We start from the raw sequence: 26,870 nt of genomic DNA, 5'->3' as shown, positions 1-26,870 counted from the left end.
ACTAACTTGACAATAAGAGGCCGCGAAGGTGCCCCCGCGATGAAACCACCTCTGACTAACGACCAGCCGGGTTAGGCGCCAAAACCAGTCTTGGCGTGTTCGTGAGCCGAGCCCCTCCCTCTTTATTGACGACCACCGTTTCGCTGAAACCCAGGCCTTGAGCCGTCGCATAAAGGTGAAACACCATCCCCTCCTCCAGCGCCCAGTCGGATGTGGGCAGTAGAACCCGCGAAAAGTCGCTGGTGCGGGGCGTGCGGGTATAGAGGCCCAGCGTATAGGCGGTGACGTTTTCGTAGGTCGGTCGCAGGCCCGTGTCGAGGGCACCTCGGCGCATGATCGCGTCAACGTCCCGCGCTATGGCACCCGGCTTCATCGCCAAGATCTGCCGATCCTGCAGCTCAATCAGCTTTCCCGCCGTAGCGGTAAGTACCGCGGAGGGAGCACCCACGACGATCGGCCGCATCATCCGCGCCCCATAGTTCCCGACGCGCGGAATGAGTTCGACATGCAGGACGTCGCCCTCCGCGATCGTTTCGGTCTTGAACGCGCCGTGCAGAAACTCGTGGCTGCCGGAGGCCTTGACGACCGGGCCCACTTCCCCGGTATCGGCACCTTCACGCAGGAAGACCTGCGAGGCGATTGCCGCCGCATCGCGGGTGGTCATTCCCGGACGAGCCTGCCTTGCGATCTCCAGCATCGTCTTGTCGGCGATTGCACATGCCTGGCGGAGGATGGCAATCTCCTCCTCCGACTTGACCCAGCGCAGGCTGTCGCTGAGCCCCGGCATGGGAATGAAGCGCGCCTCCGGCAGCAGCGCCGAAAGCCGCATGAAGGTCGCAGCACTCATGCTGTAGGAATTGGTATCGAGGCCGATGCGCGCACCGGCAAACCGGCGCTCGCGGATGCTTGCCGCGACGGCCGCTTGCGCTTCGTCGGTATCGACGAAACCGACCACGTCGGAAATCCAGCTCTTTTCCCGGCAGGGCGCCTGGTCCAGCGCCCGCAGCGTAAACCAGGCATCGCCCTCGCGCGGCAAAAAGGCGGCGCGGTACATGGTTTCGGAGACGGTGTAGCCGGTCAGCCAGGCTAGCAGTTCGCCGCTATCGACGAGCAGCAGATCGACGCCGGCGGATGCCATGGCGTCCCGGGCGCGTGCAATACGGCGATCGAATTCCGCCCGGGAGAACATGATCAGGCAACCTCGCAGATATCGAGGATGGTCAGCATGTAGACGCGGATCATGTCGAGATAGTCGACGATGTCGACACGCTCGTCGGGCATGGTGTTGTAACGGCCGCCGGGGCCGCACACGATACCTTCCATGCCGAGTTCCTTGTAGAGATGGCCGGCATCGGTACCGTAGAAGCGCGTCGGTGTGATCGCGCCGGTCGGTTGTTTTTCGCCGCGCACGGCTTCATAGGCCGCGTTGATCGATTTGACGATGCGCGATGTCGGCGAGACCTCGAAGGGCGGCATCAGCGGGCGACCCTCGATCAATTCCGGAACCAGCTTTGCCTTGAGGCCCGGGAAGCGGCCTTCGAGGGCCACCAGCTCCTTTTCGAGATCGGCCAGCACGCCCTCCTGCGTCTGCCCCGGCGCATAACGGCACGAGCCCTTGAGGCGGACGAAATCCGCCACCTGCGGCGGACGCCATTCTTCGAGGCTGCGCCCGAGGGCGCCATGGACGACGCCGACATGGCCGCGGTTGATCGACCGGTGCACGTCGCTCCTGGCGCCGCTGAAGGTCATGGCGTTGATGCGCGGGATGATGTCGCAAGCCGCGGCGATCGCATCGACGGATTCCTCGCGCTTGGAGAGATGGCGCGTGTCGCCGGTCAATTCGATGACATAGCTGAGAGCTGCCGCGTGCATGGTGACGGCGACGAGATCGCTCGGTTCGCTGTTGATGAAATAATCCGCCTTGACACCGTGTCTGATCGCCGCAAGCGTGCCGACGCCGCCCTGCAACTCGCCGACCACGAAGGTCAGGATAACGTCGCCCTTGAGCTTGACGCCGGCATCGAGCAGCGTCTTGACCGCGCAGAAATAGGCGGCATCACCGGCCTTCATGTTCGACACACCGATACCGTAGATGAACTTGTCATCGACGAGGCCGGCATAGGGATCGACCGTCCAGCCTTCGGTGACCGGATTGGTGTCGAGATGGCCGTTGAACAGCAGGCTCTTGCCGCCGCCGGTACCCCTGAGGCGTCCGATCGTGTTGAAGCGGCGGCCTTCGTCGAATGGCTGCAATTCGGCTTCGACCCCGATCTTTTCCAGTTCGCCGGCCATGTAGCGCGCAAGATCACGCTCGCCATCGGTTTCCGAATGGCTCTTGTGCTGGACCATCTTCGATAGGAAATCGAGGCAGGCCTTTTCGTTGATCCGATCCACCAGGGATTTCGGGTCCATTGTCATGCTCCTTGATGCATTGTCATAGGTATTGGCCCGCCGCGCGCGGCACCGCCTCGATCAGGCGGCGGGTATATTCGGCGCGATCCTGGCTATCGATGTCTGCTGCCGGTGCGATCTCGACGAGATTGCCGCGATACATCACGGCGATCCGGTGGGCGATCTGGCGGATAAGGTTGAGGTCGTGGGTAATGAACAGATAGGCGGTGCCGCTGGCCTTCTGCAGCTCCAGCAGCAGCTGGACGATGGACGCCTGCACCGACACGTCGAGTGCGGAAGTGATCTCGTCGCAGATCACCAATTTCGGCTTGGAGGCAAACGCACGGGCGATCGCCACGCGCTGTTTCTCGCCGCCCGACAGCTGATGCGGATACCGCTGGGCATGGGTGCGCGGCAGGCGCACCTGCTCCAGCATGTCGCCCACCTTCTGGTCGAGATGAGACGCGTCCCCGAACAGCTTCAGCGGCCGCGACAGGATCTCGCTGATCTTCTGGCGGGGATTGAGCGAGGCGTCGGGGTGCTGGAAGATGATCTGCACATCCTTGCGATAGGCATTGTCCATGTCGCCAAGGTTCCTGATCTCGCGACCGTCGAACCAGATCTTGCCCTCGAAGCGGTTGAGACCGGTCATCGCCTTCGCCAGGGTCGATTTACCGGAGCCGGATTCACCGACGATGCCGAGAACCTCCCCCGGATTGATGCTGAGGCTGATGGCATTGTTGCCGGCAACGCGTTCGGTGGCGCGGCCGGTGAGTGCTGCCAGAAACGGCTTGCGGCCATAATGGACGCTGACGTTTTCGACCCGCACCAGCGGCTTGTCCGTGTCAACGACAATGTCACCGACCAGCCTGCGGGCCGGATCGGGAACCGCCGCGATCAGCTCGCGGGTATAATCCTGCTGCGGATTGGCAAAGATATCGCGCACCGCGCCCTGCTCGACGATGTCGCCGCGACGGATGACGGCGACGCGGCTGGCCGTGCGCGACACCAGCGCCAGATCGTGGGAAATGTAGAGCGAGGCGACGCCGGTCTCGGCCTGCAATTCCACGAACAGGTCGAGGATCTGGCATGAGGTGATGACGTCGAGCGCCGTCGTCGGTTCATCGAAGATGATGCATTCGGGATTGCACGCAAACGCGGATGCGATGACGACGCGCTGCTTCTCGCCGCCCGATGCCTCGTGCGGCATGCGGTTCATCATCGCTGCCGGCGTCTTCAGGCCAACGCGATCAAGCATCGCCTCGCCTTCTTTCCAGGCCTGCTTCCGTGTCAGCCCGCGGTGACGGACCAGCACTTCGGCGAGCTGGGTGCCGAGCGACAGAGTCGGGTTGAGCGACGTGCTCGGATCCTGGAACACCATGCTGATGCGCCGGCCGCGAAAGGCCTCGATCTGGGCATCGGTCTTTTCGAGCAGGTTCTCGCCGCTCAGCAGGATACGGCCACCTGGTTCGCGCGCGTTCTTGGGCAGATAGCGCATGATCGACCAGGCAAGCGAGGTCTTGCCGGAACCGGATTCACCGACCAGGCCGAGGATTTCGCCGCGGTGGACGGAAAGGTCGATGTTCTTGAGCGCATGGAAGACGCCGGAGGCCGTGTCGTAATCCAACGAGTAATTCTCGATCGCGAGAACCGGAGTTTCTGGTTTTGTCGTCATGGTGGTGGCCTCAGGTTCGCGGATTGAGGGCATCGCGAAGACCGTCGCCCAGAAGGTTGAAGCCGACGGCGACGACGGCGATCGCCACGCTCGGCCAGATCAGGATGCCGGCACTCAGGTGCATGTAGCGGCGCGCCTCCGAGACCATCAGGCCCCATTCGGCCGCCGGCGGCTGTGCGCCGAGACCGAGAAAACTGAGCGTCGCAAACAGCATGACCGCAAAGGAAATGCGGATTGTCATCTCGACGATGATCGGCGCAATGACGTTCGGCAGCATTTCCCGCAGGATGATGTAGGCAGAGCTTTCGCCACGAGCGACCGCCGCATTGACATAATCCTGCTTGCGCACCGACAGCGCGACGCTGCGGGTGATACGGGCCATGCCCGGCGCGAACGCGATGGCAACGGCGATCAGTGCGTTGACCGTGCTGGACCCCAGGAGGTTGACCACCAGAAGCGCAAACAGCAGGCTCGGGATCGACATGACGGCGTCGATGGTGCGCATGATCAGTTCGTCCGCCCGGCCGCCGAGGAAGGCGGAGGTGGTGCCGACGAAGGCGCCGAGCAGCGTGCCGGCGATGGTTGCGAGCACGGCCATGACGACGGTGGCGCGGGCGCCGATCAGCAGGCGGCTGAAGATGTCGCGGCCGTATTGATCAGTTCCCAGCCAATAGGCAGCGCTCGGGCCCTTGTATCGCGTAAGCGGTGCAAGAGTTTCCGGGTCGTGCGGCGCGAGCATTGGTCCGAACAGCACGATCACCAGCACCAGCAGGACAAGCAACACGCCGATCGCGCCCTGCGGCGTGCGCAGGAGGCGTTTGATGAAATCAGTCATACTGGATCCTCTTGTCGAGCCAGGCATAGAGGATGTCGGCGATGAAATTGACGATCGAATAGGTGGCAGCCATGATCAGCACGCCGGCCTGGATGGCCGGCAGGTCACGCGCCTGGATCGCCACAATCAACTGGCGGCCGATGCCGGGAATGGCAAAGATCTCTTCGACGACGATGACGCCACCGAGCAGGTAACCCACATCGAGCGCAACGATGGTGATGGTCGGCAACAGCGCATTGCGCAGCGCGTGGCGACGCAGGACTTGTCCGCGTGAAATCCCCTTCAGCCGGGCGGCGCGGATATAATCGGTGTGCAGCACATCGACGAGTTCCGAGCGAACCATCCGCGAGACGTGAGCAATCAGGATCACCGAAATGACGCAGACCGGCAGGACCAGATGGGCGATGCCGCCCGCAAAATTTTCGGTAAGCGGCACATAGCCGGTCGGCGGCAACCATTTCATCAGGTCGGCGAAGACGAGGACGGCGACCGTTGCGGTGACGAATTCGGGTAGCGCCACGCCGGCATAGGAGATCAGGCTGACGACCATGTCGGCGATCTTGCCGCGACGGACGGCGGCGATGATGCCGAGCGGAATGGCAAGAACCAGCATCAGGCCGATCGACAGGAAGGCCAAAAGCAGCGAGCGTCCGAGGGCCTCGAACATGACCGGGCCGACGGGCTGGCCGGTGCGCAGCGAGGTGCCGAGATCGCCCTGCAGCACGTGGCCGAGCCAAATTGCATATTGCTGCCACACCGGAGCGTTGAGCCCCATGTTTTCGCGCAACGCCGCGAGGGCGTCCTGTGTCGCATTCTCGCCCAGCATCATGACGGCCGCATCGGCCGGCAGGATCTGGGTGATGGCGAAGACGATGAGCGATACGATGAAGAGCGTATAGACGATCATCACCAGCCGCTTGGCTATATAGTTCGGCGACACGGTCGTGTTCCTTGTTCGACTGGCCGGACGCCCAAAGAGCGCCCGGCATTGTTCGGGGTGGTCAGCCGCGCTTGGGCGCCTTGTCGGTCAGGGAGGCGTAGTCGAGGCGGAAGACCGAGGCGCGCGGATGCGCCTGGTAACCGCTGACCCAGCTACGCTTGGCCGACAGCACATCGAAGAAGGACGGGATGATCGAGGGTACTTCCTCGTTCATCAGCTCCTGGGCCTTGGTGTAAAGCTCGGTGCGCTTGGCCGCGTCGATCGTGCCGCGGGCTTCGGCGACCAGGGCGTCGAAGGCCTTGTTGTTCCAGCGCGTCTCGTTCCAGGAGGCATCCGAGGTATAGAGAAGCTTGAAGATTCCGTCCGGGGTCGGCTGCATGTTGTAGAAGCCGACATAGAAGCTGCCCTTCTTCCACACCTGCTCCAGATAGGTGGCATGCGGCATCGTCTGGACGTTGATGGTAATGCCGGCTTCCTTGGCCATTTCCTTGAGGGCGACCGCAAGCTGGGTGCGCACCGCCGGGCGGTCGGAGGCGATGAGCGTCGCTTGCAGGCCATTCGGGAAACCGGCTTCCGCAAGCAGCTTCTTGGCTTCTTGGATATTCTTCTGGCGCTGTTTGGCAGCCTTGAAGAACTGGTAGGACGGGTTCAGCGGCGTGTCGTTGCCCGGCGTGCCAAATCCTTCGGTCACGAAGTTGACCATCGCCTCGCGATCGACCGTGAGCGCGATCGCACGGCGGACGCGCGCGTCGTTGAACGGTGCGGTGTCGCAACCGAAGTTGATGTTGCAGAACTGGCCGGACGGCGTGCGCAGGACCTCGACGCCGTCATTGCCGTCAAGCCGCAGGTATTCGGTCGGCTGCAGCGTCGAGATGATGTCGACATTGCCGGCGATCATCGCCGAGCCTTCGGCGGAGATATCCGGGAATACCTGGACCTCGATACGATCGAGATAGGGGCGTGCCGGGTCGTAATAGTTCGGGTTGCGTTCGACGACGATCAGGCGGTCCGGCTCGTAGGATACCAGCTTGAACGGGCCGGTGCCCACAGCCTTGGTGGAAAGGCTCTTGAGGTCACCGGTGGCGATCGAGGCCGGAATGATGCGAGCGTTGGTGTAGGCCATGGCGACCGGCAAGTCGGCATAGGCGCCGGACAGCTTGAACAGCACCGTCGTATCGTCGACGGCGACGATGTCGGAGATCGGGCCGACATTGTTGCGGCCGGGCGACGCGGTTGCCGGATTGAGGATTGCCTTGAAGGTGGCGACGACGTCCTTTGCCGTGAACGGCGAGCCGTCATGGAAGGTGACGCCCTTGCGCAGCTTGAACGTCCATTCCGTCAGGCCGTCATTGGGCGTCCAGCTTTCGGCCAGATCCGGCTCGACCGACATGTCGACCTTCAGGCGCGTCAGGTTGCTGTAGAGCAGTTCGGTCACCAGGTATTCCGGATTGACGCGGGTCAAAAGCGGATGGATGACGCTTGCAGCCTGGTCAACGGAGATGCGCAGCGTGCCGCCCTTGGCCGGCTTTGCGGTCTGCGCCAGGCCAAGCGCCGGTGCAGCAAAGACGGCGGCGGTGCCGGCGAGGAAGAAGCGACGTTTCATTTCCAGCATTTTTCAGTTCCCTTATGGTTCAGGCGCGGTTTTCAGGAATGGCGTCGGCGGCAAAGTCCGCCGCGAGATAGGCCAGTATGCTTTTCGCCAGGGCGATGATGTCCTGGCGGGTGGTATGCTCTTCAGGACTGTGGATGCAGCTTTCTGGGCGGCCGAGCCCGCCCAGCAGCACCTCCTGTGCAAAGCCGGACTTCTGCACGTAGCCGAAATCGGAGCAGCTTACGGCGCCCCATTTTTGAAAGTCTTCCGGCTTGTAGCCGAAGCCCAGCGACAGCGCCTTCTGCCAGCGTGGCCAATGCGGACCTTCCGGATCGTCCGTCGGGATGAGGTGGCCGACAAGGTCCGTTTCGAGCCCCAGCCCCGTGCCGGCAATGCTGTCGCGGATCAGGCTTTCGATCTCGTCGCGCGCGACCTCATAGTTTTCTTCCGGAGCGTAACGCCGGCTCACGAGAATCTTGATCTCCGCCGGCACCTGTCCGCCGGCGGTTCCGCCGTTGACGGCGGAAATCGAAAGCTGCGGTCGCAGCGGACCTGATGCGTGCGGCGGCGGAGTCAGCGCGGATGCCCGCCTGGCCACGTCCGGCTTCAATGCCATCAAGGCATTGAGCATGGGCAAGGCGCCTTCGATAGCATTGATGCCGATGCCGGTGCGATTGCCTTCGCCCGCATGAACAGCGTGCCCCCTGATCGTCACCTGCAGATGGAAGACACCGAAGCAGCCAGCCCAGATGCGCGGCGCCGCGGACCCGTTGAAATTGAGGATATGACCTTTCAACATGCCCTGCTCCGCCAGATAGCGAATGCCGGGATAGAGGCCCCCTTCCTCATCGGTGCACAGCAGCAGCATCGGATCGTAATAGAGAGGCAGCCCGCATTTTTTGGCAGCCCGCAACGCCAGCAGCGTTGCTGCGATCGTGCCCTTCATGTCGGCTGCGCCGAGCCCGAACAGATCGTCACCTTCGACCGTCAGCTTCAGCGGATCGCGTGCCCAGCCAGGCGCGGCCGGGACCGTGTCGACATGATAATAAAGACCGCAGACGGGCTTTCCCGTTCCGCGGGTGGCAATGAGGTTGGTCCGCTCGCCGGATGCCGGCCCACCGGCCACGTACCAAAGATCACGCGGCACGACGACCCGCTCAAACGCAAACCCAAAGGGCGAAAGCAGTTCTGCCATCAGATCGGCAAAAGCGTCATAGCCCCGGCCCGGCGGGAATGAGGTGTCAACTTCGATCATCCGGGCCAGATCATCGACAGCAACCTCGACATCCCGCTCAATCGCTGCCATGGCAGGTCCAAGGATCTGTTGCGAAGAAGGTGGCTGCGGCGCGTTCATGGCAGTGTCCTCGGTACCCGTCGCGCCGGCCTCCCCAGCTTGCGCTTTAATATAAACTATATAGTAATACTGCGTAGATCGAGACCCCGAGTCAACTCCAAAGAAGAGGCAAATCATTGCCGGAACTGCCCAATAATTCATCAGGAGTGATCAAGCTGACGGAATTGTCGTTGCCGCTCTATGAAGTGGTCAAACGACAGATCACCGAAGCGATCATGCTCGGCAAACTGGAACCGGGTGCGGTTCTGCCGAGCGAAGTGGCGCTGTCGCAAACCTACGGCGTGGCCGTGGGCACGATCCGGCGGGCGCTGATGGATCTCACCAATGACGGCCTTCTCAGCCGCCGTCGCAAGACCGGCACAGTCGTGACCGGCCGCAAGCCGCAGCACAGCCTGCGCCTGTTTTTTCAGTATTTTCGATTGCACGGGCTGGATGGTTCGCTCAGCAAGTCGGTCACGAAGGTGACTTCGCTCGACAGGAGTTCGGCTTCCGCGGCCGATGCACGAAAACTTCAGATCGACGAAGGATCGCCGATCGTCACCTTCCACCGGGTGCGTTACGTCGACGAGCGCCCGATCATGCACGAGACGCTGACGCTTTCCCGCGAACGGGTTCCGGACTTCCCGGAAAGGCCGGAGGAAATCCCTCAGCTCTTCTACCTGCATCTGCTGGAAAATTATGGGATCCGCATCTCGGCCATACGCGAGCAGATCGGCGCCGACCTTGCGGCCGAGTGCGATGCCCATTGGCTGGACCTGAGCCGGCCAGCAGCGGTCCTAACGATCGACGAAGTGGCCTATGACCAGATGGCTGTACCGGTTTTGATTTCAGCGCACCGGGCAACCACCGCCAACCACCGCTATGTCAACGAGGTGCAGTAAGGCGGTGTCTTCGCAGTCGACATCGCTGGTCCTCAGAAAAGTTTTTCGGCCTTGTCCGCGCGATGGAGGCTCACGGCGACCTCTCGAGGTTTCCCGCGCGGGCCCCTTCGCGATCTTGCGCCAGGCGTCCAGCGCGGTCTGGTCGCGCCAGCATTCGAAGAGATTGACGCGCTCCGGATCGACCGCGTCCGCGCTTATGGAGAAGTCGAGACAGCCGTCATACGCCCTCGCGCGTTCGACCATGCCGCTGAAGGCTTCCACGGTGCTGTCCCGCTTCTTGGCATCGGTGCGGGTGTAGCCGGCTATGATGATCATGGGTCTACTCCTCCTTTGGGCTGGCGCCTTGCTCGGGCAGCCCGCCGCAGTGCGTGGTCCTGGATAGCGACCCGCTGGGATCGCCGGTTCGTGATCGGAAACGTCAACTCCCCTTCACGTACCCCAGGCCCTCGACGATCTTTCCGTCCCGGACGCGCATGATGTTGACGCCTCGAACCCGGTCCGCTTCGCGCTCGCTCCAGCGAAGCTGCCAGCGGATGATCCCGCGATCGCCCATCACGGAGATTTCCTCAGCTTTGAAGACAAGGTTGGCGGACGACGCGACTCCCTTCCAGAAGGTGAGGCAAGCCTCGCGTCCTTCATAGCGCGCTCCATCCGGGGCCGGCGCCGTATTTTCGAGAACACAGCCGTCGCCGATGAGATCATCAAGGTCTTCGGGGCGATGCTTCTCAAATGCGTTGTGGAAGCGTTCCACGATTTGGCGGGTAGCTTTGCTGTCACTGGTCATTTCTCACCTCATAGAGCGATGGAGCCGCCGTCGATCCCCTGCGTGTGGCCGATGATGAACCAGGCTCCGGTTGAACAAAAAATGAAGATGATTGCGACTCTCGTTTGTCTTGTCGTCCTTGCCACAAACTACTCAGGCAGGGGCGCCGACTGACCGGGTGTTTTGGCATAAGCCAGGGCTTCGACGATCCGACCGTCACGGACACGGATCAGGCTGACCCCGCGCAGCGAGCCGCCGTCGCCGAAATGGAAGCGCCAGCGGATGTTGGCGCGATCACCCATCACGAAGATCTCTTCCGACTCGAAGCGGTTGGCGCGGTCGGCCGCCATGGCCCGCCAGAATGCCAGATTCACATCGTAGCCCTCGTACCGGGTGCCATCCGGTGCTGGCTGGATCGACTCCATGACGCAGTTCTGGCCGATGATGTCATCGAGGAGTTCAGGATCGTGCTCCTCAAAGGCCCGATTGAACCGGTGAACGATTTCAGATGTTTTGCCGATTTTCATAATGTCTTCCTATACAGACCGGTCTGTCTGCCAATTGCAATATACAGACCTGTCTGTTATAGTCAACCGATGGATCAGAAAACTTCTCTCAGCCCCGCCGAATCAGGTTCCGCACGTCGCCGTTTGCTCGACACTGCGACCCGGCTCTTTTACCAGGGAGGTATTCACGCTGTCGGCATCGACCGCATCATCGCGGAAGCCGGCGTGGCCAAGGCGACGTTCTACAAGCACTTTCCGTCCAAGGATGACCTCGTCGTCGCCTATCTCGAAGAGATAGACCGGCTCGGGCGGGCGGCAGTGGCCGCGCTTCCGAAGCAATCGCCTCGGAAAATGATCTCGGCTGTCATGGGGCGTATCAGCGAAGCTGTGACCGCGGGAGGCTGGCGGGGGTGTCCGTTCCTCAACGCGGCGGCCGAATACCCCGATCCAGCCAGCCCTGTGCGGCAGGCGATCAATGCGCGCCGCGTCTGGTATCACAACAGCCTTGAAAACCTTCTCGCGGAGGACGGCGATCCCGCTCCTCCCGTCACCGCTTCCCTCCTCGTCGCGCTTTCGGACGGCCTGCTGGAAAGTGCCTATCTGGATGATGCCGAAAGCGTCCCCGCCCTTGTCCGCGAGGCGGTGGCGAGACTGCTGGACCGCCGATGAGCGCCGCTCGCAGCCCAAGCAGCACCGGCCTGCGCCGATTCCTGGATCTCCAGCTCCAGCACGATTGGATGGAGGGCAAGACGATCCTGCGCGACGCCGACGAGCGCTCGGAATCCCTCGAGCTGCGTTTCAAGTATATCGCGCGATTTGAGAAGCTGCTGCGCCGCCCACAGGCGCCGGAGGTTCTGGAGATCCTCGGGCGCTACGGCCGCGACTGCATTCCCATCCCGCGCCGGACCGAGCGATACTATTGGTCCGTTTCCTGCCTGCCCTCGACGGCGGGCAAGGCTCTCGTTCGCATCAATGCGAGCTGGATGGAGCTGTTCTCGCTCTATGCGGACGGCGAGGACATCCGCGCGCTTTTCGTGGTGCATCTTTCCGATTTCACCACCGACCGTTCGCTCGATCACGGCCGGGTGGACGAAGCTTTTCTTGAGAGCAGTATCGTGACGCCGGAAGACCTCAGCTATTTTTTCCCCCGCGGCGAGGACATGTTCGGCATCAAGATCCGCGGTTTCTCCTCAATCAGCAAGTTCCTGACGACGCGCCGTGCTTTGCAGGCCATCCGAGCTTTCAACCTCACGCACATGAACCGCGGCCGGAACGCCTATCAGGCGAGCCATTGCTACAGCCTGGCGGATCACATGCTGAGCGATGAGCAATACTGAATAGCCACCCAGGACAGACCCTTGGCTGCGAGGAGGAGCTAGCCATATGAAATAGTGTTTTCGCCAGATAGTGGAAGAGAGTGATGAACAATCCTCAGATCACCCGTATGCCGATCGCCAAGACCGGAATGCTCGTCCGCAAGCCGGTCGAGCATGTGTTCGAAGCGATCGTGAACCCGGACATCACGACGAAATTCTGGTTCAGCAAAGGCAGCGGAAGGCTGGAGACCGGTAAGGCCGCCAAGTGGGATTGGGAGAGCCATGACGTCTCCATCGAGGTCACGCCAAAGGTCGTAGAGCCCAACAAGTGCGTCGTGATAGAATGGCCTGGTTATAGCGGCCCAACAACTGTGGAATGGACGTTTCAATCCATTCCGGATGGTACGACTTTTGTACGCGTGCAGGAGTCCGGATGGACGGGAGATGCCGATAAGCTCATGCGCTACGTCGCTGATTCCACGCAAGGCTTCACGCTTTTGCTTGCGGGGTTAAAGGCATGGCTTGAGCACGGTATCCAGTTGAACCTGACGCTCGATCGTTATCCGAAGGGTATCGAAGACCAACAGTTTGAATGAGGCCGAGCAGCACTGGTCCCGGCGGACGCGGTTACAGAACCTCAGAATTTTACCTCCGCGAGCAGCCGCCATCACGAAGGCCAACGTGAAGAGCAGATGCATAACCAGAAATAGCTTGGCTATGTCCCGCGCGTCACCGCTGGCGACGCCCCAAAATGTCGTTGGCCCCAACGACTTCGGGCGCATCGTCGAAACCGGCAAGACATGCAGGCGTTTCTTGAGGAAGATCTCGTCAGCCGTCCAGCCAGGCAGCGAGGCCGTCCAGCGTCTGCAGCCCGTATTCCACCGCGCCGAAGCCGATGACCACCTGGCGCCGCTTGGCGCTGGGGTGGAGTTGGCGCATTGTCAGCACGGTCTTGCCGTCGGCCTGCTCATCGAAGGTCACGGTGGCGCGAAAACGGTCGGGGTCGTCAGGGTCGGGTGTGCCATAGTCCATCACGATCCGCTCGTTCGGCACGATCTCCAGAAAGCGCATGAGGTTCGGGAAGCGCTGCTCCTTGCCTTCGAACACGCCCACCATGTCGAACCGCCAGACCCCGCCCTCGCGGATATCGACTTCGTGGGTCTCTATGCTAAGGCCGGCCGGGCCGTACCATTCGCCAAGCGCCTTGGGGTCCATCCAGGCGGCAAAGACCTTCTCGCGGGGGTGATTCAGCAGCTTGACCAGCACGATTTCGCGATCGAGCGACCAGGTCTCAAACAGGCTTGCCATGTCTTTCAACGTCCTCTTCCGTCTTGTCCAAGTAGACTTCCAGGCGATCCAACCGCTCGGTCCAGCGCCGGCGCTCCGTTTCCATCCAGTCCGCCGCCTCGTCGAAGCGCGCCTGCACCAGCCGGCACCAGCGGCTGCGCCCGCGCTTCTCGCTGGCAATCAGCCCGCAATCTTCCAGCACCTTGAGATGCTGGGCGAAGGAGGGCAGTGCCATGTCGAAAGGCTCGGCCAGGACGCTGACCGGCACCTCGCCCTCAGCCAGCCGCGATACCACCGCGCGGCGGGTCGGGTCGCTGAGAGCATGAAAGGCGAGGTCGAGCGGAGTCGAATGGTAAGGCATGCGACTCATTAAAACAGCCTGGGGCTCTGGTCAAGAACAGAAAGGCACTTGCCTTAGTGTTTAACCTTGGATATGAAGGTACTTACCTTAGTATCCGGCCCCGCTTGATAATGAGGCGGTTATGCAGCCACTCACAAGGAGGACTCCAGTGGTAGTTCGTGTCGATCTCATGATCTCGCTCGATGGTTTCGCGACAACAACGGACCAGACGCCCGAAGCTCCGTTCGGCGAGGACTGGCCGCGTCTCGTCGGAGCATATGCTGCAACGCGAACGTTTCGCGAGCGCGTGTTAAAGGATACGACGGGAGCAGGGACCACAGGTGTCGACGACGAATACGCGAGGGCGTATTTCGATAATGTGGGTGCCGAGATCATGGGCGCCGGCATGTTCGGACTCCACAACTTTCCCGATGATCCGAACTGGCGTGGCTGGTGGGGCGACGAGCCACCGTTCCGGGTTCCGGTCTTCGTCCTCACCCATAGGCCACGGCCTTCCTTGGAGATGGCCGGCGGGACGACTTTTCATTTCATCGACACCACGCCTGCTGATGCGCTCCAGCGGGCTGTCAGTGTGGCGGGCGACAAGGACGTGCGGGTTGGCGGCGGCCCCACCGTCGTTCGCGACTTCCTCAAGGCAGGCCTTGTCGATCGTCTTCATGTTGCTATCACTCCGATTTTGCTGGGGCGCGGTATACGCCTGTGGGACGATCTGCGCGGCTTGGAAGCTGGCTGTACAGTCAAGGCAGAAACGGCACCGAGTGGCACCGTCCACCTGACCTTCCAACGCTAGCCGCTCGTCTGTGACCTGGGTGATTTGCGAAATGGATGTTCGAGGATTCACCTTTCCAGCAATCGGCAGGCACAACCGGGTCAGACAGTCTTCTGCCGCATATGGCTGACGGTGAGCCAAACGGCTGAGACAAGAAAATAGAAGGCACCGAGACCAGCATAACCCGCAACATTGGCGATCGAAGGTGCGTCGGGCTTCAGCGCTTGCGCGATGAAGAATGCGCCCGCCACGGCGGACTGACCGCCGCTCAGGATCATTGCCCACTGTCCCCCGCTTGTCTTCCACCGCCGAACCGCTGTGCCAAGCTGCGAGAAGCCGGAGAATATTGCCCAGAGACCAAAAACGCCAAGGACCCAGTTCATGCTCATTGTAAGAGCGACGACGACCGCAACGGTCATCACCGAACTGACCGCCACGTTGATCGCCTGGCTCCTGTTATGTGCCAGACCGCCGTTTCGTTTGGCATCGACGTAGTTGGCGGCAGCATCCCAGGCGGGATAGATGATCAGCAAGACCGCCGCTGCGGAGAAGGACTGGCGGCCAACCGTCAATGCTGCCGCGACCCAGATGACGGAGAAGGCGGCTCGCGCAAAATAGTATCGCTTCAACCAATAATCCTTGCCGTTCACGGCGAAGCTCGTTTGGTAGTGTGCCATGGTGAAATCCTTATCTGATTTGAATAAGTGGCTTACACGCCGAGGCGTGTTGGAGATCGCAAGCAACCGGTCGAACCGGAGGGCGGCCGATCCGACCAGCTACGATGACGTGGTTTACATTGGGGGAACCACGCCATTCTTTCCGACAACGAGCTGGTGAGCGACGAGGCCGGTTGCTGCCTTCTCGGCAGGCACGAAGACGACAGCGCTGGGAACGAGATCATCCTGTGTTGCCGGAGCAAAGGTCACAACGGGCGTGCCGTCCGGGATGGAGATCTTCTTTTCTTTGCCGTGATAGGACACGGTGACCGTCCGGCCGTCGACGCCCTTGACGGCATCCGCCACGGTCGCATTGGTCATGTTGCTGTTGGGCTTGAGGTCCCAGCCGTAGCTTCCCTCGCCTGCTCCCTTCAATGCCGGCGGGAAAATAAGCACCTCAAGGGCACCGTCACCACCGCCGTCCTTCGGCAGGGACGCGATGCCGACAAAATCACCAGGCTTGATGTCGGTAACCTTCGCATCTGCCACGCTGGAAACCTTCCAGTCGTCAGCGAGGGCGATATCGACGGTCTCTCCTTCGCGGGTCTTCACCTTGAGGCTGGATCCGCCGTAGTTGACGATGCTGCCGCGGACATTAAGCCGGCCGGCCTTTGCGTCCTCAGCATGGACAGGCGCCGCCATATAGGCCTGCGATGCGACAATAGACAGCCCGAGCACGAGGGCGGGGAGAATATTCTTCATCATGCCGACACTTCCTACTAGTTGGTAGTTTCCCTTGCCATAGAAATCCCCCGGGCGGTTTGTCTCCGCCCGGAACGTTATTGGACGACCGCCGGAGACAGACGCTCCAGAGTGGGCGCCAGAATGGCGGCAAACATTTCCGGAGCGCCGTAGGCACGCGCGGACAGCATAGCTCCGTGGACGGATGCCATGAACGCTTCCGCTTCAACGCGAGGCTCGCTCGAAAGCCTCAAAGCCCCCTGCTGTGAGCCGCGCTCCATGACCGAGGTCAGCCACGTCGAGACAAAGCGGAAAAAAGCTCTTACTTCTGCTGCGACTTCCGGCGGTAGAGACGGCAGCTCGCTCGCAAGCAGAGCGCAAACACAAAAAGGCCTGCTCGCGTCCTCAATGCATTGGGCCCAATAGCCCGCGTAGATCTTGAGGAGTTCGAGCGGGTCCTGCACGTTCTGCTCCAGCGCCGCCACGCCTGCCTCCCCCTCCTCACGGTATCGCTGTACAAGCGTGCGAACCAAATCGACCTTGCTCGGGAAATGGTGATGGATACTGGCCTTCCGGATTCCAACGATCCCAGCGATATCGGCATAGCTAAAACCGTTATAACCTCCGCTCATGATCAAGGTTCGCGCAGAAGCAAGGATTTCGTCGGCGGTTGTCAGAAGGTTGCTCATTTTTGTTGTCTACCTTCTAGTAGGGATGCTGTCAACGGCATGGTGTCATCAATTTCCTGATGCGCCCGCCCAAGCGTGAGCAATCATCCTACTGACCAATATTTAGATATAAATATTGGTCAGTAGGATGAGATTTATTGCCAGTGACCAAAGTTTGTATATAATCTCCGGTCAGAAGATAGGATAGCTATGCCGGATCCCACATCGAACACTCTCGAACGCATCCACCAAAGGATTGCCAGCGCGGCGCCTTCGGGCGTTTGGTCGCGCTCCGATTTCCTGGATATCGCGACACCGAACGCCGTCGAAAAGGCGCTGCAGAGACTGACCAGCCGCGGCGACATCCGACGCCCTCATCGTGGTCTCTACGACAAGCCGGCTATCGGCCAACTGACCGGCAAGATGGTGTTTCCGCCACGCGCCTCATTCATCGATGCGATCGCACGGCGCGACAAGCTTCGTGTTTGCGTCGATGGCATGACGGCTGCCAATGATCTTGGCCTGACGACGGCCGGTCCAGCCCGGTCCACAATCTATGCGGACACATACCCCCGAACCATCAAGATCGAGGCCAATGCCGGCGACGCCAAGGCCACAAAACCGGTCATCTACATCCTGGACTTCAAGCGCATTTCGGCAAAGACCGCTTTTTGGGCCGGTCGGCCGGCAATGCGGGTGATCCAGGCCCTCCACTGGTTTCGCGACGAGCGATCCAATCTAGAGACAGTTGTCGATGGTATCGTCCGTTACCTGGCACGAAGCTCCCACAGGCAGCCGATCGTCGAGGACCTGCGCGAAAACATCCACGCCATCCCTGCCTGGATGTACCAGGCGGTGGAGACCATAACAAGCGATCCGCCGCCCCCGGAGGATGAAGGCACTCCGCTGGGCCACGACGGAAAGGATGAACATGCGCCAGAGTTTCATTGATGTCCTTCGCTCAAGCGCTGACGAGTGGAGAGCACTATTCTCCGCCGCTGCATCCGATCTGGAGACGCGGGCCGAGAATATCGAGAAGGATCTCTACGTCTGCTGGGTGCTCGACTTCCTGTTCAACCGACGGAGGGACGATGCTATCGGCATCTATTTTAAGGGCGGTACCAGCCTCAGCAAAGCATATGGCCTGAAGGCGAAGTCCTAAAATCGATCGATCACCAGGAGAACGTTCTACCGAAGTGCTCGTGCACTCCCATGCCCTCGAAGTCCTTGATGTTGCGCGTCACCAGCGTCATACGGCAGGTGAAGGCCGTCGCTGCGATATAGGCGTCATTGATCCGTTTGGATTGGGCACATGCCATTGGGCGGCCTTGAAAAATTCCGAGAATGGAAATTCCGGTTCCCATGGCCATACCTCACCCGCCTGCAGATGGGATGACACCCTTGGTGAACAGGAAGCATCCATAGAAGCGGGTTTCCCCAGTCGAGATCACGCAATAGGCCTTCTTGGCCAGATCGTAGAAATCGAAGCGCTCGATGCCGTACATGGGTGAAGGCCTGTCTTCCGCCTGGTCGATCTCGGCCTGCACCTCGCTTTGCACCGTCGGAATTTCGCCCGGCGCGCCCATGACTTCCATGCGGCCGGCAGAATTCTGCAGCGGCGTGTCGAGCGGCAGCACCGAGAGAATGGCACGGATCGCCTGCGGTGCAGGGAGGTTGGCCATGCTGAGCGGCCGGCCGACAACCGTCTGCCTGGCGACGCTGTCGCTCGGGAAGTTGGTGTCGGAGACGACCAGCGTGTCGCCGTGCCCCATGGAGCGAAGCGCGTGCAGCACGTCGGCGTTCAACGCCGGATGAATGTTCTTAAGCATAGTGTCCTCCTCATTGGCATTTATTTGACGGCACCCGCCGTCAACCCCTTGACGATATAGCGCTCCAGAACGATGCCGACGAGGACCAAGGGCATGATCGCAGCCGTGGCGATGGCGGCCATCGACCACCAGTTGATCCCCTGCGACCCCGGTTGGCTTTCCACCATCACCGTCAGTGTCTTGGCATTCGAACTCGTCAGTAGTGCCGGCAAAGAGATATTCGTTTCAGCGCAGAATGACCGAGAGGATGAAAGCTGCCACCATGCCGGGCAGCGCGATTGGCACATCGATCGGCAGATAGGCGCCCCAGATCGAGCAGCCATCCACCAGTGCCGCCTGTTCCAGCTCGACCGGAATCGTGCCGAACTGGTCGCGCATGATCCAGATCACGATTGGCAATACCATGAGCGTATGGACGAGGATCAGACCGATCAGCGTATCGAGCAGCAGCAGGTGTTTGTAGAGAACCAGGAACGACATGGCGAGCACGACCGGCGGCAGGATCAACTGCGACAGGAAGAAGAAGGAAATGTCCTTGTTCGCCATCCAAAGGAACTTGTAGGAGACCCAGCTGAGCCCGTAGGCCGCCAGAGACCCAATAAGCACCGCCAGGAACGAGGCCTCAGCGGACGCCACGATACGTTCAGCGTTCGAACCGCTCCAGCACCCTCTCAGTTGTGCATTTTGCTGCTGAAGCCTGCGCGCCAGCTGGTCCAGCAGCAGCCTGATCTCTTCATCGAGGCATTGCATCGTCAGAAACGGCGGGAACGCCTGGAGGTTGTTCTACGGTCAGCGTGGCGGGGAAGGACCTTCCTTTCGCTGCTGGTCCGCCGCGTAGGTGCGCTTGCCCCTCTTTTGTCGCGTTTTGCCTCGGCCATTGAAATCTGCTCACATCTTCAAAAGTTAGTCCGGGGCCATGCGGGTAGGTGCTTGTTGGGAGCGTCTATAAGATTCTCTGGTGGACCGAAGAGCTCTCAAGTCTTCGCCCTTTCGCACGTTTCTGCCTGTGACGACATGCCAAGGTAGGACTGTTTGGATCGGCAGGAAGGAGTTGTACGTTTCCGCATCGCCGACAGCGGTCTTCACCCAGCACAATCGGATCGTGGACCGCTCAGGAGCTGCTCGTTCCGCCATCACCATGCCGCCCTGTATATCGAGAGTGCGTCCGCCTCACCGACCTCGCGGGGGTTGTTGACAAGAAGCCGGGTCTGTTTCATGGCGTCCAGCGCCATTCCGGCCAGGTGCTCTTCTCCGATACCCACGTCTCGCAGCCGCGGCTGAAGCCCGAGCTTAAGCGACAACCCGGCAAGTCGCTCGATGAAAGCGGCGCATCGTCCCTGGTCACCCTGTTCCGAAGCGAGTTCCGGAAAGACGTCGGCTGCGATCTCAGCGTATATCGACGCAGCATCCGGCGCGTTGAACTGGAGGACGTGCGGGAGCACGAGCGCGTTTGAAAGGCCGTGGGGAATGTGGAAGGTTCCGCCAATCGGATAGGCCAACGCGTGAACCGCCGCCACAGGCGAGTTCGCGAAGGCCTGTCCAGCCAGCATCGAGCCGAGAAGCATTGCGCCGCGGGCGGCACGGTCCTTTCCGTCAAAGACCGCCTTCTCGATATTCGAGCCCAGAAGCTGCAGCGCCTGGCGCGCAAGCATCTTTGAAAGAGGGTTGTTATTCGCGCTCTTCGATGCATATGCCTCGATCGCATGGACCATGGCGTCGATGCCGGTGGCGGCCGTTATGTGAGCGGGAAGGCCTAAGGTCAGATCGGGATCGAGGATCGCGATGTCGGGCAGGATGATGGTCGACGACACGCCACGCTTCTCGTCGCCGCCGACCGTGATAATGGAAACCGGGGTGACCTCCGATCCTGTTCCGGCCGTGGTGGGAACAAGAACCAGCGGCAGCCGCGGCCCCTTCGCATTCCCCACGCCCCACGCCTCGTCGAGGGGCTCACCTGAACCGCAAAGCAATGCGACGACTTTGGCCACGTCAAGTGAAGAACCGCCGCCGAAGCCGATGACCCCGGAGACATTGTCAGCCTTGGCGGCGCCTGCCGCGGCCATCACGGTCGCGAGCGATGGGTCGGCTTCGACTCCATCGAACACAGTGGTCTCGATGCCGGAGGCAGTGAGAGACGCAAGAGCGGGTTCACAGAGGCCAAGCCGTCGCAATCCGGGGTCTGTCACGAAGAGAATACGGCGGCCGAGCTTCTGCTTTACGAGATCGCCGATCGCAGTTGCAGCGCCAGGTCGAAAGACGATCTGTGCAGTCGTACTGAAGACAAACGGATTCATGCATTTTTCCTTTGCCGATTTGAGCCTACGCCATGGGATGCCGTCGCCACGTTTGTCTTTGCAGGCTTTTTCTCCAGCCTGTACGAGTATCTCAATACCGATGCCGACACGGTCCAGGATCTTGTAGGCCGATAGCCGGAGATCGCAGCAAACCTTTTCTTTTTTGACATCGCCTTACTGGCGGAGCGCATGCGCGGATTTAAATGTCCGCGAATTTGGCCCCCGGGGACAAACCGCGCGTATGCCCGTCACCAATGATGTGCTGCGATATCCGCTCCCACTGCTCGTCCTGAAGGACTACACGATCCAAAACACCCATGACTGTCTCCAAAAGACAGTCATGAATCTGATTTGTGCAGCCTTGGAAACCCAAGAGCCAACCCTTCCTAAAGCGCAACCGCCGCAGCCGGTTATCAAGATTGGGTGTCGGCAACTCGGACCAGCTCCGCCCGATGGCGCAGCAGGTCCAGAATTGTGAACCTTATGTCCAAGCAAGCCAAATATAGGCGGCGGCCGTCCAGGAAAAGCCGAGGCCGCCGCAGCCTTCGCCCGTTACCGGGTCGAAATATTCGGCAAAACCTTCCGCCTCGATCGCCGCGACCGTCGATCTGCGCAGCTTTTCCGCCGCTTCCGGATGACCGTTGCGCTTGAAGCCGTCGATCAGCAGCCAATTGATGATCGCCCAGGCCGGGCCGCGCCAGTAGCGTTTCGGTTCCCAGCCTGCGATACCCGGCTTGGTGGTCGGAAAGGCGACCTTGAGGCCCTTCGACCAAGCCTTCATCTCATCGACCATCGCATTGGCGATGCCCTTCTCCAGGTCGAGCGACAGGAGGGGGATGAAGCCTGCCTGTGTCGCGGCTTCGACATCCTCGCCGGAGATCAGGTCGCGCGACACGAAGCGTGACAGGGCCGGGCGCCACTGCGCGAGTATCGCCTTGCGGGTGAGGTCGTTGAACGCGGCGATCTCGGCGGCGTCCTCCATCCGGCCGAATTCGCGGGCGAGATGTTCGAGGTCCTCGCCGGCCTTCAGCAGGATAGCGGTGGTCTGGATCTCGGCGACCTTGAACGGTGCCTTTTCCCATTGCCTTGCGGGATCCCAGCCGCAGGCGGCATAGGTGTCGACCAGATGTATGAAGCGGTTATAGTCCTCGTCGCGCGGGCGCATCGAGACGTTCACATGGCCGGTATCCTTGCGCACGACCGGCGTATCGGTGGTAGTCGGCACGCGCGCGAGCGCGATGTCCCAGGCCGGCGAGTTGTCGCTGCCGCTTTCCCAAGGGTGCAGCAAAGCGACTAGGCCGGTGCCTTCCGGATCGCGGGCGGAATACCACCAGCGATGCCATTTCAGCGCCGCCTCGTAGAGCGGCAGGGTGCGCGCCTCGGCGCCGCTTCCAGTCGCCTCGAAGACCTTGCGCAGCGCGATCGCAAAGACCGGCGGCTGGGTGATGCCGGAAGTCGGGATCGTGTGACGGGTGCGCCAGACGTTCGGACCCGGGAAATAGGTGTCGCTCGGCTGGTGGAAGACGATATGCGGGATCATGCCGTCCGCCCACTGGCCCTCGATCAGCCGCTCCAGTTCGCGATAGGCACGGTCGGTATCGTAAAGCGCGAAACCCATGGCGACGAAGGCGGAATCCCAGTTCCACTGGAAGGGGTAGAGCCGGTCGGTCGGCACCGTATAACCGCCGCGGTCGTTGGCGACGAGGATGCGCTTCGCCTCGGTGATATGCACGTTCATGTCGGGTACTCCGGTATGCTCAGGCCGAAACGGCCGGAAACGACTTGCCGCTTTCGGGCGAAAGCCAGGTGATGCGCCTGCGGTCGAGCTTCAGGCCGATCGTGTCGCCGCTCTTCACGGTTTCGGACGCCGGCAGGATGACTCGCACCGGCTGGTCGTGGATCGAGCCGGTCAGGAGCAGATGCGATCCCATCGGCTCGGCGACCCGCACCTTCATCTCGATCCCCTGCGGCAGCGGCGCCAGTTCCACCGCTTCGCCTCGCAGGCCAAGCACGATTTCATTGCCGACATCGTCCGGCACCGCGAGCTGTTCCGCACCGGCCGCCACCTGGCCGTTCGAGACCGGCACCTTGATGAAGTTCATCGGAGGATTGCCGATGAAACCGCCGACGAAACGCGTCGCCGGATGATTATAGATCTCGACCGGATGACCGACCTGTTCGACGACGCCGTTGTGCATGACCGCGATACGATCCGACAGGCCCATCGCCTCGGTCTGGTCGTGGGTGACATAGATCGTCGTCGTACCCGCCGATTGCAGCACGGTTTTCAGTTCGGTGCGCATTTCGAGCCGCAGCAGGGCATCGAGATTGGAAAGCGGCTCGTCCATCAGCAGCACCTTCGGCTCGACGGCCAGCGCGCGGGCGACCGCCACGCGCTGACGCTGGCCGCCCGAAAGCTTGTTCGGATAGCGGTCGAGATACGGCTCGATATGCAGCAGGCCGGCCGCCTTCTCCACCTGCGCCTTCACCCGCGCATCGTCCGCCTTCTGCATGCGCAGGCCGAAGGCGACGTTTTCGTAGACCGTCATATGCGGGAAGACTGCATAGTTCTGGAAGACCATCGCCAGCCCGCGATCCTTGGGCGCCAGTCCAATGATCGACCTGTCGCCGATGCGAACATCGCCCGAGGTCGAGGTTTCGAGACCGGCGATGATGCGCAGGAGCGTGGTCTTGCCGCAGCCCGATGGCCCGAGCAGCGAGACGAACTCGCCATCGTTGATCGTCAGCGAGACCTCCTTCAGCGCCTGGAAAGCGCCGAAACTCTTGCGGATGCGGTCAATGACAATATCGGCCATGTCGATGGTCCCGTTATTTGGAGGAAATGCCCCAGATCGCGAACAGGTAACGCCTGACCGCGAAGATGAAGACAACGGATGGAAGAATGAGCATCAGGCCGCCGGCAAAGCGGTAATGCATCGGGCTTTCTGACAGCACCGTCAGCAGATAGGCCGTGAGCGTGCGGTTGCGCACCGTCAGCACCGAGGCGGCGAACACCTCGTTCCAGGAGATGACGAAGGCAAACACGGCGGTGGCGACGATGCCGGGCAAAGCCAGCGGCGCGACCACCTTGAAAAAGGCCTGGACGCGGGTGCAGCCGAACACCCAGGCGGCCTCTTCGAGTTCCTTCGGAACGCCGAGGAATATGCCCTGGGTAACGAGCGCCGCAAAGGGCAACGCCAAAACCGTGTGGATCAGACCGACGCCGATGATCGTGTCATAGAGGCCGAGCCGGATGAAGGAGACGGTGAGCGGCAGCGCCAGGATCGCCAGCGGGAACGCGCGGGTGAGCAGGACCAGAAGCCGGTAGCTGTCCTTGCCCCGGAAATCGTAGCGGGCCAGTGCATAGCCGGCCGGGGCGCCCAGCAGGATGGAAAGCGCCACCGTGATGCCGGCTGCCCCCAGTGAGTTGAGAAAAGACTGTACGACGCCTTCTGTTTTCAGGAACAGAATAAAGGGTTCGAGCGAAATCCCGGTCGGCAAGCCCGTCTTCGGCCAGATATAGACGCCCTGGCGACCGCCGAGTGCCCCCAACGCCACCAGATAGATCGGCACCAGAACCCAGGCGCAGAGCGCCGCGATACCGCTCCAGAGGAGCCAGCGGCGGGAGGAGGCGAAGCTTGCGGGACGGGAAGCTGTCTCCGTCGCGCTCATGGTTTCCGTACTCATGGCAGGCGCTCCGGATCGACTTTCAGGGCCTTCAGATAGATCAGCGTCGCGGCAAGCGAGATGATCATGATCAGCACCGCGTAGACCGCCGCGACGCTGTAATTCTGGTTCTGGTTCTGCCAGTTGTAGGCCTCGCCGACGAGGACCGGGAAATTGCGCCCGCCGAGCGCATAGACCACTGCGAACACCTCGAAGGCGAGTACCGTGCGCAGGATCAGCGCCGATTGCAGCGCGGGCCGGATCAGCGGCAGGGTGATACGCCAGAAGCGCGTCCATGGGCCGGCGCCGAAGATCTCGGCGGCTTCCTTGAATTCCTTCGGCACCTGGTTGAGGCCGGCGACGATGATGACCATGACGATCGCCGTGCCGCGCCAGATTTCCGCAACCGCGATGGCGATGAAAAGCGCGACCGGCGTCTGGTAGGACAGCCAGCTCGCCTGCCGGCCGATCACACCGAGGCTGAAGAGGAGCGAGTTGAAATAGCCGGTATTCTGCAGGATCGACAGCCAGACAAGGCCGGCGGCGAGGTCGGAAATGCCAAGCGGGATGGTCCAGATCCAGAGAATGGTCTCGCGGCCGCGGCCGACCTTGGAGACCATGGCGCCCATGGCAAGCGCGATGGCGATCTGTACCGGCACGACGACGATCGTCAAAAGGAACGTGTTCCTGACCGAACGGGTGAAATTGATATCGGTCACCATGCGTTCGGCATTCGCCAGCGACGGCGCGCCGTTGTCCGAGAGAGCCAGCCAGATCGTCTGCACCAGCGGCACGACGAAGAGCAGCGCCAGAAAGGCGACTGACGGCAGGATCAGCAGATAGGGGATCCAGGGTCGGTTCTGGGTCATCGATCGCCCTCGCCGTGGGGCTTTGAGAATTGATCATACATCGACTTGTTCCTCTCTCCGCCATCCGTATCGCGACGGAATGCAGCCACCTTGCGATCCGCTGCTCCCGCTCCTTCGGATTTGGCATCCGGGCATTCGCGCCCGGATGCCATCAGCCTTGGGAGGCTTGTCGGATGGTGCCTTATTGAACCGGGCAGGCGCCGTCGCTCTTGGCGTCCGGAGCCCAGCAAGGCGCCTTGGCGTCGGTCATCAGTTTGGCCATGGTGGCACCCTGCTTGGCGAGCACGTCTGCGACGGGCTCGTTCTGCAGCACGATGCGCTGGAAGGCGTCCATGTAGACCTTGTTGAATTCGCCGCCCTTGTCGCCGAGGCCGACCGGGAGGAGCGAGATCACGGCATCCTTGGAGCCCTGCGTCTTGGTGACCGCACCGGCGAGGAGCGCCACGCCCTTGTCGAGGTCCGGCGGCAGCTGCACGTTGAGGGTCGGGAAGAAGCCAACCTTCGAAGCCGTCAGCAGCTGGGTCTTCTGGGTCGTCAGCGTTTCGATGACCTTCGTGGCGCCTGCCATGTCCGGTGCGCCCTTCGGGATCGCAAGCCCGGCCAGAACCGGCATGTAGCCGCGGCCCTTCGGGCCGGCTGGTGCCGGGAAGACGACATAGTCATCCGGCGCCGCAGAGATGGCGCTCTTCAGGCGGGCGACATGGTCCCAGGCGACCATGACTTCGCCCGAGGCCAGCGGCTCCTGCATGAAGTCGTAATTGGTCGAGTTCGGGGTGACATAGGCCCAGAGTGCCTTCAGCTTCTCCCAGCCGGCTGCGGCATCCGCATTCTTGAAGGTACGCACCACGCCGCCGGTGAAGGACGGATAGAAATAGCCCTGGAAATAACGCGCCATCAGGCCCTTCGGACCCGCCGGGAAGCCGATCTGCGGCTGGCCGGTGGCAGCCTGCATGCTCTTGCCCCACTCGATCAGCTGGTCGTAGGTCAACGCGTTGATGTCGGTGCCCTTCGGCAGGTATTGCAGGGCTTCCTTCTTGGCGGCCATGACATAGGTCGCCTGCATCCAAGGAATATACTGCTGCGTGGGCTTGCCGAGCTTGCCGAGATCAAGAACCGATTGCGGCATGCCGCTGGCGGCGAGCTTCTTGGCAAGGTCGTCGAGCGGTTCAAGCTGGCCCTTGTCGGCAAGCGGCGAAAGCTCGCCATGCAGCGCACCGACGAGGCTCACGGTGTGCTTGCCGGCCTGCGCTTCGGCTTCCATGCGGACTGCAAACTGCGGCGGCTCCTCCACCACGTAGTCGACCTTGCCGGCATCCTTCAAAAGGTCCTGCCGGACCACGGTCGCCTCCTCGATCGGGCGAAGCTGGGTGGATACGAAAACCGTCTGGGCAAGCACCGGCGAGGCGAACGCCACCACCGTCGAAGCCAGAATTGTAAGTGACACGATACGTTTCATCTTCTCCTCCTTCATTGTTCTT

At 61.4% G+C, this 26,870-nt stretch carries 29 protein-coding genes and 3 pseudogenes; 7 read left to right on the top strand and 25 right to left on the bottom strand.

From position 1 onward, the window contains the following. Positions 1-55: 55 nt before the first annotated feature. From C5J26_RS15765 to C5J26_RS15735, 7 genes are all read right to left on the bottom strand, one after another. The gene (locus C5J26_RS15765; protein WP_105402610.1) at positions 56-1,189 is read right to left on the bottom strand and encodes a Xaa-Pro peptidase family protein; all 1,134 of its coding nucleotides are present in this window, start codon (positions 1,187-1,189) and stop codon (positions 56-58) included. Positions 1,190-1,191: 2 nt separating this feature from the next. Further along, positions 1,192-2,412, bottom strand: a complete 1,221-nt coding sequence (locus tag C5J26_RS15760) for a M20 family metallopeptidase (protein WP_105402609.1) — start codon at positions 2,410-2,412, stop codon at positions 1,192-1,194. A 22-nt stretch (positions 2,413-2,434) separates the two neighbouring features. Beyond that, positions 2,435-4,066: an ABC transporter ATP-binding protein gene (locus C5J26_RS15755; protein WP_105402608.1), complete on the bottom strand. Its 1,632-nt coding sequence runs from the start codon at positions 4,064-4,066 to the stop codon at positions 2,435-2,437. A 10-nt stretch (positions 4,067-4,076) separates the two neighbouring features. Next, positions 4,077-4,901 carry an ABC transporter permease gene (locus C5J26_RS15750; RefSeq protein WP_105402607.1) on the bottom strand — a complete coding sequence of 275 codons (825 nt, stop codon included), beginning with the start codon at positions 4,899-4,901 and terminating at the stop codon, positions 4,077-4,079. Beyond that, entirely contained in the window at positions 4,894-5,841 is a 948-nt protein-coding gene (locus C5J26_RS15745; protein ID WP_105402606.1) for an ABC transporter permease, read from the bottom strand. Before C5J26_RS15745 ends, C5J26_RS15750 begins: the two co-directional genes overlap by 8 nt. A 61-nt stretch (positions 5,842-5,902) precedes the next feature. Further along, positions 5,903-7,453, bottom strand: coding sequence for an ABC transporter substrate-binding protein (locus C5J26_RS15740; protein ID WP_105402605.1), 1,551 nt, complete (start codon positions 7,451-7,453; stop codon positions 5,903-5,905). Positions 7,454-7,472: 19 nt separating this feature from the next. Further along, on the bottom strand, positions 7,473-8,786 hold the full coding sequence (locus C5J26_RS15735; RefSeq protein WP_105402604.1) for a M20 family metallopeptidase: 1,314 nt from the start codon (positions 8,784-8,786) through the stop codon (positions 7,473-7,475). 116 nt (positions 8,787-8,902) lie between these two features. Here C5J26_RS15735 and C5J26_RS15730 point away from each other — a divergent pair, with 116 nt between their 5' ends. Continuing rightward, positions 8,903-9,667, top strand: coding sequence for a GntR family transcriptional regulator (locus tag C5J26_RS15730; protein WP_105402603.1), 765 nt, complete (start codon positions 8,903-8,905; stop codon positions 9,665-9,667). Here the strand turns inward: C5J26_RS15730 and C5J26_RS15725 are convergent. The 3 genes from C5J26_RS15725 to C5J26_RS15715 form a co-directional block, all read right to left on the bottom strand. Then, positions 9,614-9,982: a putative quinol monooxygenase gene (locus C5J26_RS15725; protein WP_245441183.1), complete on the bottom strand. Its 369-nt coding sequence runs from the start codon at positions 9,980-9,982 to the stop codon at positions 9,614-9,616. The genes C5J26_RS15730 and C5J26_RS15725 overlap by 54 nt on opposite strands. Before the next feature lie 103 nt (positions 9,983-10,085). Then, positions 10,086-10,451 (bottom strand): nuclear transport factor 2 family protein, encoded by a 366-nt coding sequence (locus C5J26_RS15720; RefSeq protein WP_105402602.1) that lies wholly within the window; start codon positions 10,449-10,451, stop codon positions 10,086-10,088. A 128-nt stretch (positions 10,452-10,579) separates the two neighbouring features. Then, positions 10,580-10,957 carry a nuclear transport factor 2 family protein gene (locus C5J26_RS15715; RefSeq protein WP_105402601.1) on the bottom strand — a complete coding sequence of 126 codons (378 nt, stop codon included), beginning with the start codon at positions 10,955-10,957 and terminating at the stop codon, positions 10,580-10,582. Between the two features lie 123 nt (positions 10,958-11,080). Between C5J26_RS15715 and C5J26_RS15710 the strand changes: the two genes are divergently transcribed. From C5J26_RS15710 to C5J26_RS15700, 3 genes are all read left to right on the top strand, one after another. Continuing rightward, positions 11,081-11,605, top strand: coding sequence for a TetR/AcrR family transcriptional regulator (locus C5J26_RS15710; RefSeq protein ID WP_245437558.1), 525 nt, complete (start codon positions 11,081-11,083; stop codon positions 11,603-11,605). Then, complete coding sequence (locus tag C5J26_RS15705) at positions 11,602-12,273, top strand: hypothetical protein (RefSeq protein ID WP_105402599.1); 672 nt, start codon at positions 11,602-11,604, stop codon at positions 12,271-12,273. The genes C5J26_RS15710 and C5J26_RS15705 overlap by 4 nt, the downstream gene beginning before the upstream one ends. Before the next feature lie 83 nt (positions 12,274-12,356). Then, complete coding sequence (locus tag C5J26_RS15700; RefSeq protein WP_105402598.1) at positions 12,357-12,848, top strand: SRPBCC family protein; 492 nt, start codon at positions 12,357-12,359, stop codon at positions 12,846-12,848. A 232-nt stretch (positions 12,849-13,080) separates the two neighbouring features. Here the strand turns inward: C5J26_RS15700 and C5J26_RS15695 are convergent, their stop codons facing one another. Continuing rightward, entirely contained in the window at positions 13,081-13,560 is a 480-nt protein-coding gene (locus tag C5J26_RS15695) for an SRPBCC family protein (protein WP_105402597.1), read from the bottom strand. Beyond that, positions 13,544-13,900, bottom strand: coding sequence for a helix-turn-helix transcriptional regulator (locus tag C5J26_RS15690; protein WP_105402596.1), 357 nt, complete (start codon positions 13,898-13,900; stop codon positions 13,544-13,546). Before C5J26_RS15690 ends, C5J26_RS15695 begins: the two co-directional genes overlap by 17 nt. Positions 13,901-14,048: 148 nt before the next feature. Here C5J26_RS15690 and C5J26_RS15685 point away from each other — a divergent pair, with 148 nt between their 5' ends. After that, on the top strand, positions 14,049-14,690 hold the full coding sequence (locus C5J26_RS15685; RefSeq protein ID WP_105402595.1) for a dihydrofolate reductase family protein: 642 nt from the start codon (positions 14,049-14,051) through the stop codon (positions 14,688-14,690). 80 nt (positions 14,691-14,770) lie between these two features. Here C5J26_RS15685 and C5J26_RS15680 read toward each other — a convergent pair whose 3' ends face one another. From C5J26_RS15680 to C5J26_RS15670, 3 genes are all read right to left on the bottom strand, one after another. After that, complete coding sequence (locus C5J26_RS15680) at positions 14,771-15,346, bottom strand: DUF308 domain-containing protein (RefSeq protein ID WP_105402594.1); 576 nt, start codon at positions 15,344-15,346, stop codon at positions 14,771-14,773. 114 nt (positions 15,347-15,460) lie between these two features. Further along, complete coding sequence (locus C5J26_RS15675; protein ID WP_206051192.1) at positions 15,461-16,090, bottom strand: hypothetical protein; 630 nt, start codon at positions 16,088-16,090, stop codon at positions 15,461-15,463. 74 nt (positions 16,091-16,164) lie between these two features. Further along, complete coding sequence (locus tag C5J26_RS15670; RefSeq protein WP_105402593.1) at positions 16,165-16,755, bottom strand: TetR/AcrR family transcriptional regulator; 591 nt, start codon at positions 16,753-16,755, stop codon at positions 16,165-16,167. Between the two features lie 189 nt (positions 16,756-16,944). Here C5J26_RS15670 and C5J26_RS15665 point away from each other — a divergent pair, with 189 nt between their 5' ends. Beyond that, positions 16,945-17,685 carry a DUF6088 family protein gene (locus C5J26_RS15665; protein WP_105402592.1) on the top strand — a complete coding sequence of 247 codons (741 nt, stop codon included), beginning with the start codon at positions 16,945-16,947 and terminating at the stop codon, positions 17,683-17,685. After that, positions 17,666-17,881 (top strand): annotated as a pseudogene (locus C5J26_RS15660) (nucleotidyl transferase AbiEii/AbiGii toxin family protein); the annotation flags it as partial. The gene C5J26_RS15665 and the pseudogene C5J26_RS15660, both read left to right, overlap by 20 nt. A 25-nt stretch (positions 17,882-17,906) precedes the next feature. Here C5J26_RS15660 and C5J26_RS15655 read toward each other — a convergent pair. The 10 genes and pseudogenes from C5J26_RS15655 to C5J26_RS15610 form a co-directional block, all read right to left on the bottom strand. Next, complete coding sequence (locus C5J26_RS15655) at positions 17,907-18,104, bottom strand: hypothetical protein (RefSeq protein ID WP_105402591.1); 198 nt, start codon at positions 18,102-18,104, stop codon at positions 17,907-17,909. A gap of 3 nt (positions 18,105-18,107) precedes the next feature. Next, positions 18,108-18,563, bottom strand: a complete 456-nt coding sequence (locus C5J26_RS15650) for an RbsD/FucU family protein (protein WP_105402590.1) — start codon at positions 18,561-18,563, stop codon at positions 18,108-18,110. Between the two features lie 20 nt (positions 18,564-18,583). Further along, positions 18,584-19,193 (bottom strand): annotated as a pseudogene (locus C5J26_RS15645) (carbohydrate ABC transporter permease); the annotation flags it as partial. A 503-nt stretch (positions 19,194-19,696) separates the two neighbouring features. Next, on the bottom strand, positions 19,697-20,857 hold the full coding sequence (locus C5J26_RS15640; RefSeq protein ID WP_105402589.1) for an iron-containing alcohol dehydrogenase: 1,161 nt from the start codon (positions 20,855-20,857) through the stop codon (positions 19,697-19,699). Positions 20,858-21,083: 226 nt separating this feature from the next. Continuing rightward, positions 21,084-21,176, bottom strand: a pseudogene (locus C5J26_RS15635) (IS5/IS1182 family transposase); the annotation flags it as partial. A 162-nt stretch (positions 21,177-21,338) separates the two neighbouring features. Continuing rightward, complete coding sequence (locus C5J26_RS15630; RefSeq protein ID WP_105402588.1) at positions 21,339-22,595, bottom strand: trehalase family glycosidase; 1,257 nt, start codon at positions 22,593-22,595, stop codon at positions 21,339-21,341. A gap of 19 nt (positions 22,596-22,614) precedes the next feature. Further along, complete coding sequence (locus tag C5J26_RS15625) at positions 22,615-23,673, bottom strand: ABC transporter ATP-binding protein (RefSeq protein WP_105402587.1); 1,059 nt, start codon at positions 23,671-23,673, stop codon at positions 22,615-22,617. 13 nt (positions 23,674-23,686) lie between these two features. Next, a complete protein-coding gene (locus C5J26_RS15620; RefSeq protein WP_046605761.1) occupies positions 23,687-24,544 on the bottom strand; it encodes a carbohydrate ABC transporter permease in 858 nt (285 codons plus the stop codon). Next, a complete protein-coding gene (locus tag C5J26_RS15615) occupies positions 24,541-25,392 on the bottom strand; it encodes a carbohydrate ABC transporter permease (protein ID WP_046665764.1) in 852 nt (283 codons plus the stop codon). Before C5J26_RS15615 ends, C5J26_RS15620 begins: the two co-directional genes overlap by 4 nt. 181 nt (positions 25,393-25,573) lie before the next feature. After that, complete coding sequence (locus C5J26_RS15610; protein ID WP_046665849.1) at positions 25,574-26,848, bottom strand: ABC transporter substrate-binding protein; 1,275 nt, start codon at positions 26,846-26,848, stop codon at positions 25,574-25,576. Positions 26,849-26,870: the final 22 nt, after the last annotated feature.

Source organism: Neorhizobium sp. T7_12 (assembly GCF_002968535.1).
In the GTDB taxonomy this organism is placed as follows: domain Bacteria; phylum Pseudomonadota; class Alphaproteobacteria; order Rhizobiales; family Rhizobiaceae; genus Neorhizobium; species Neorhizobium tomejilense.
Note: the sequence above shows the minus strand (reverse complement) of the source record. Positions and strands in the feature narration are given on the sequence as shown.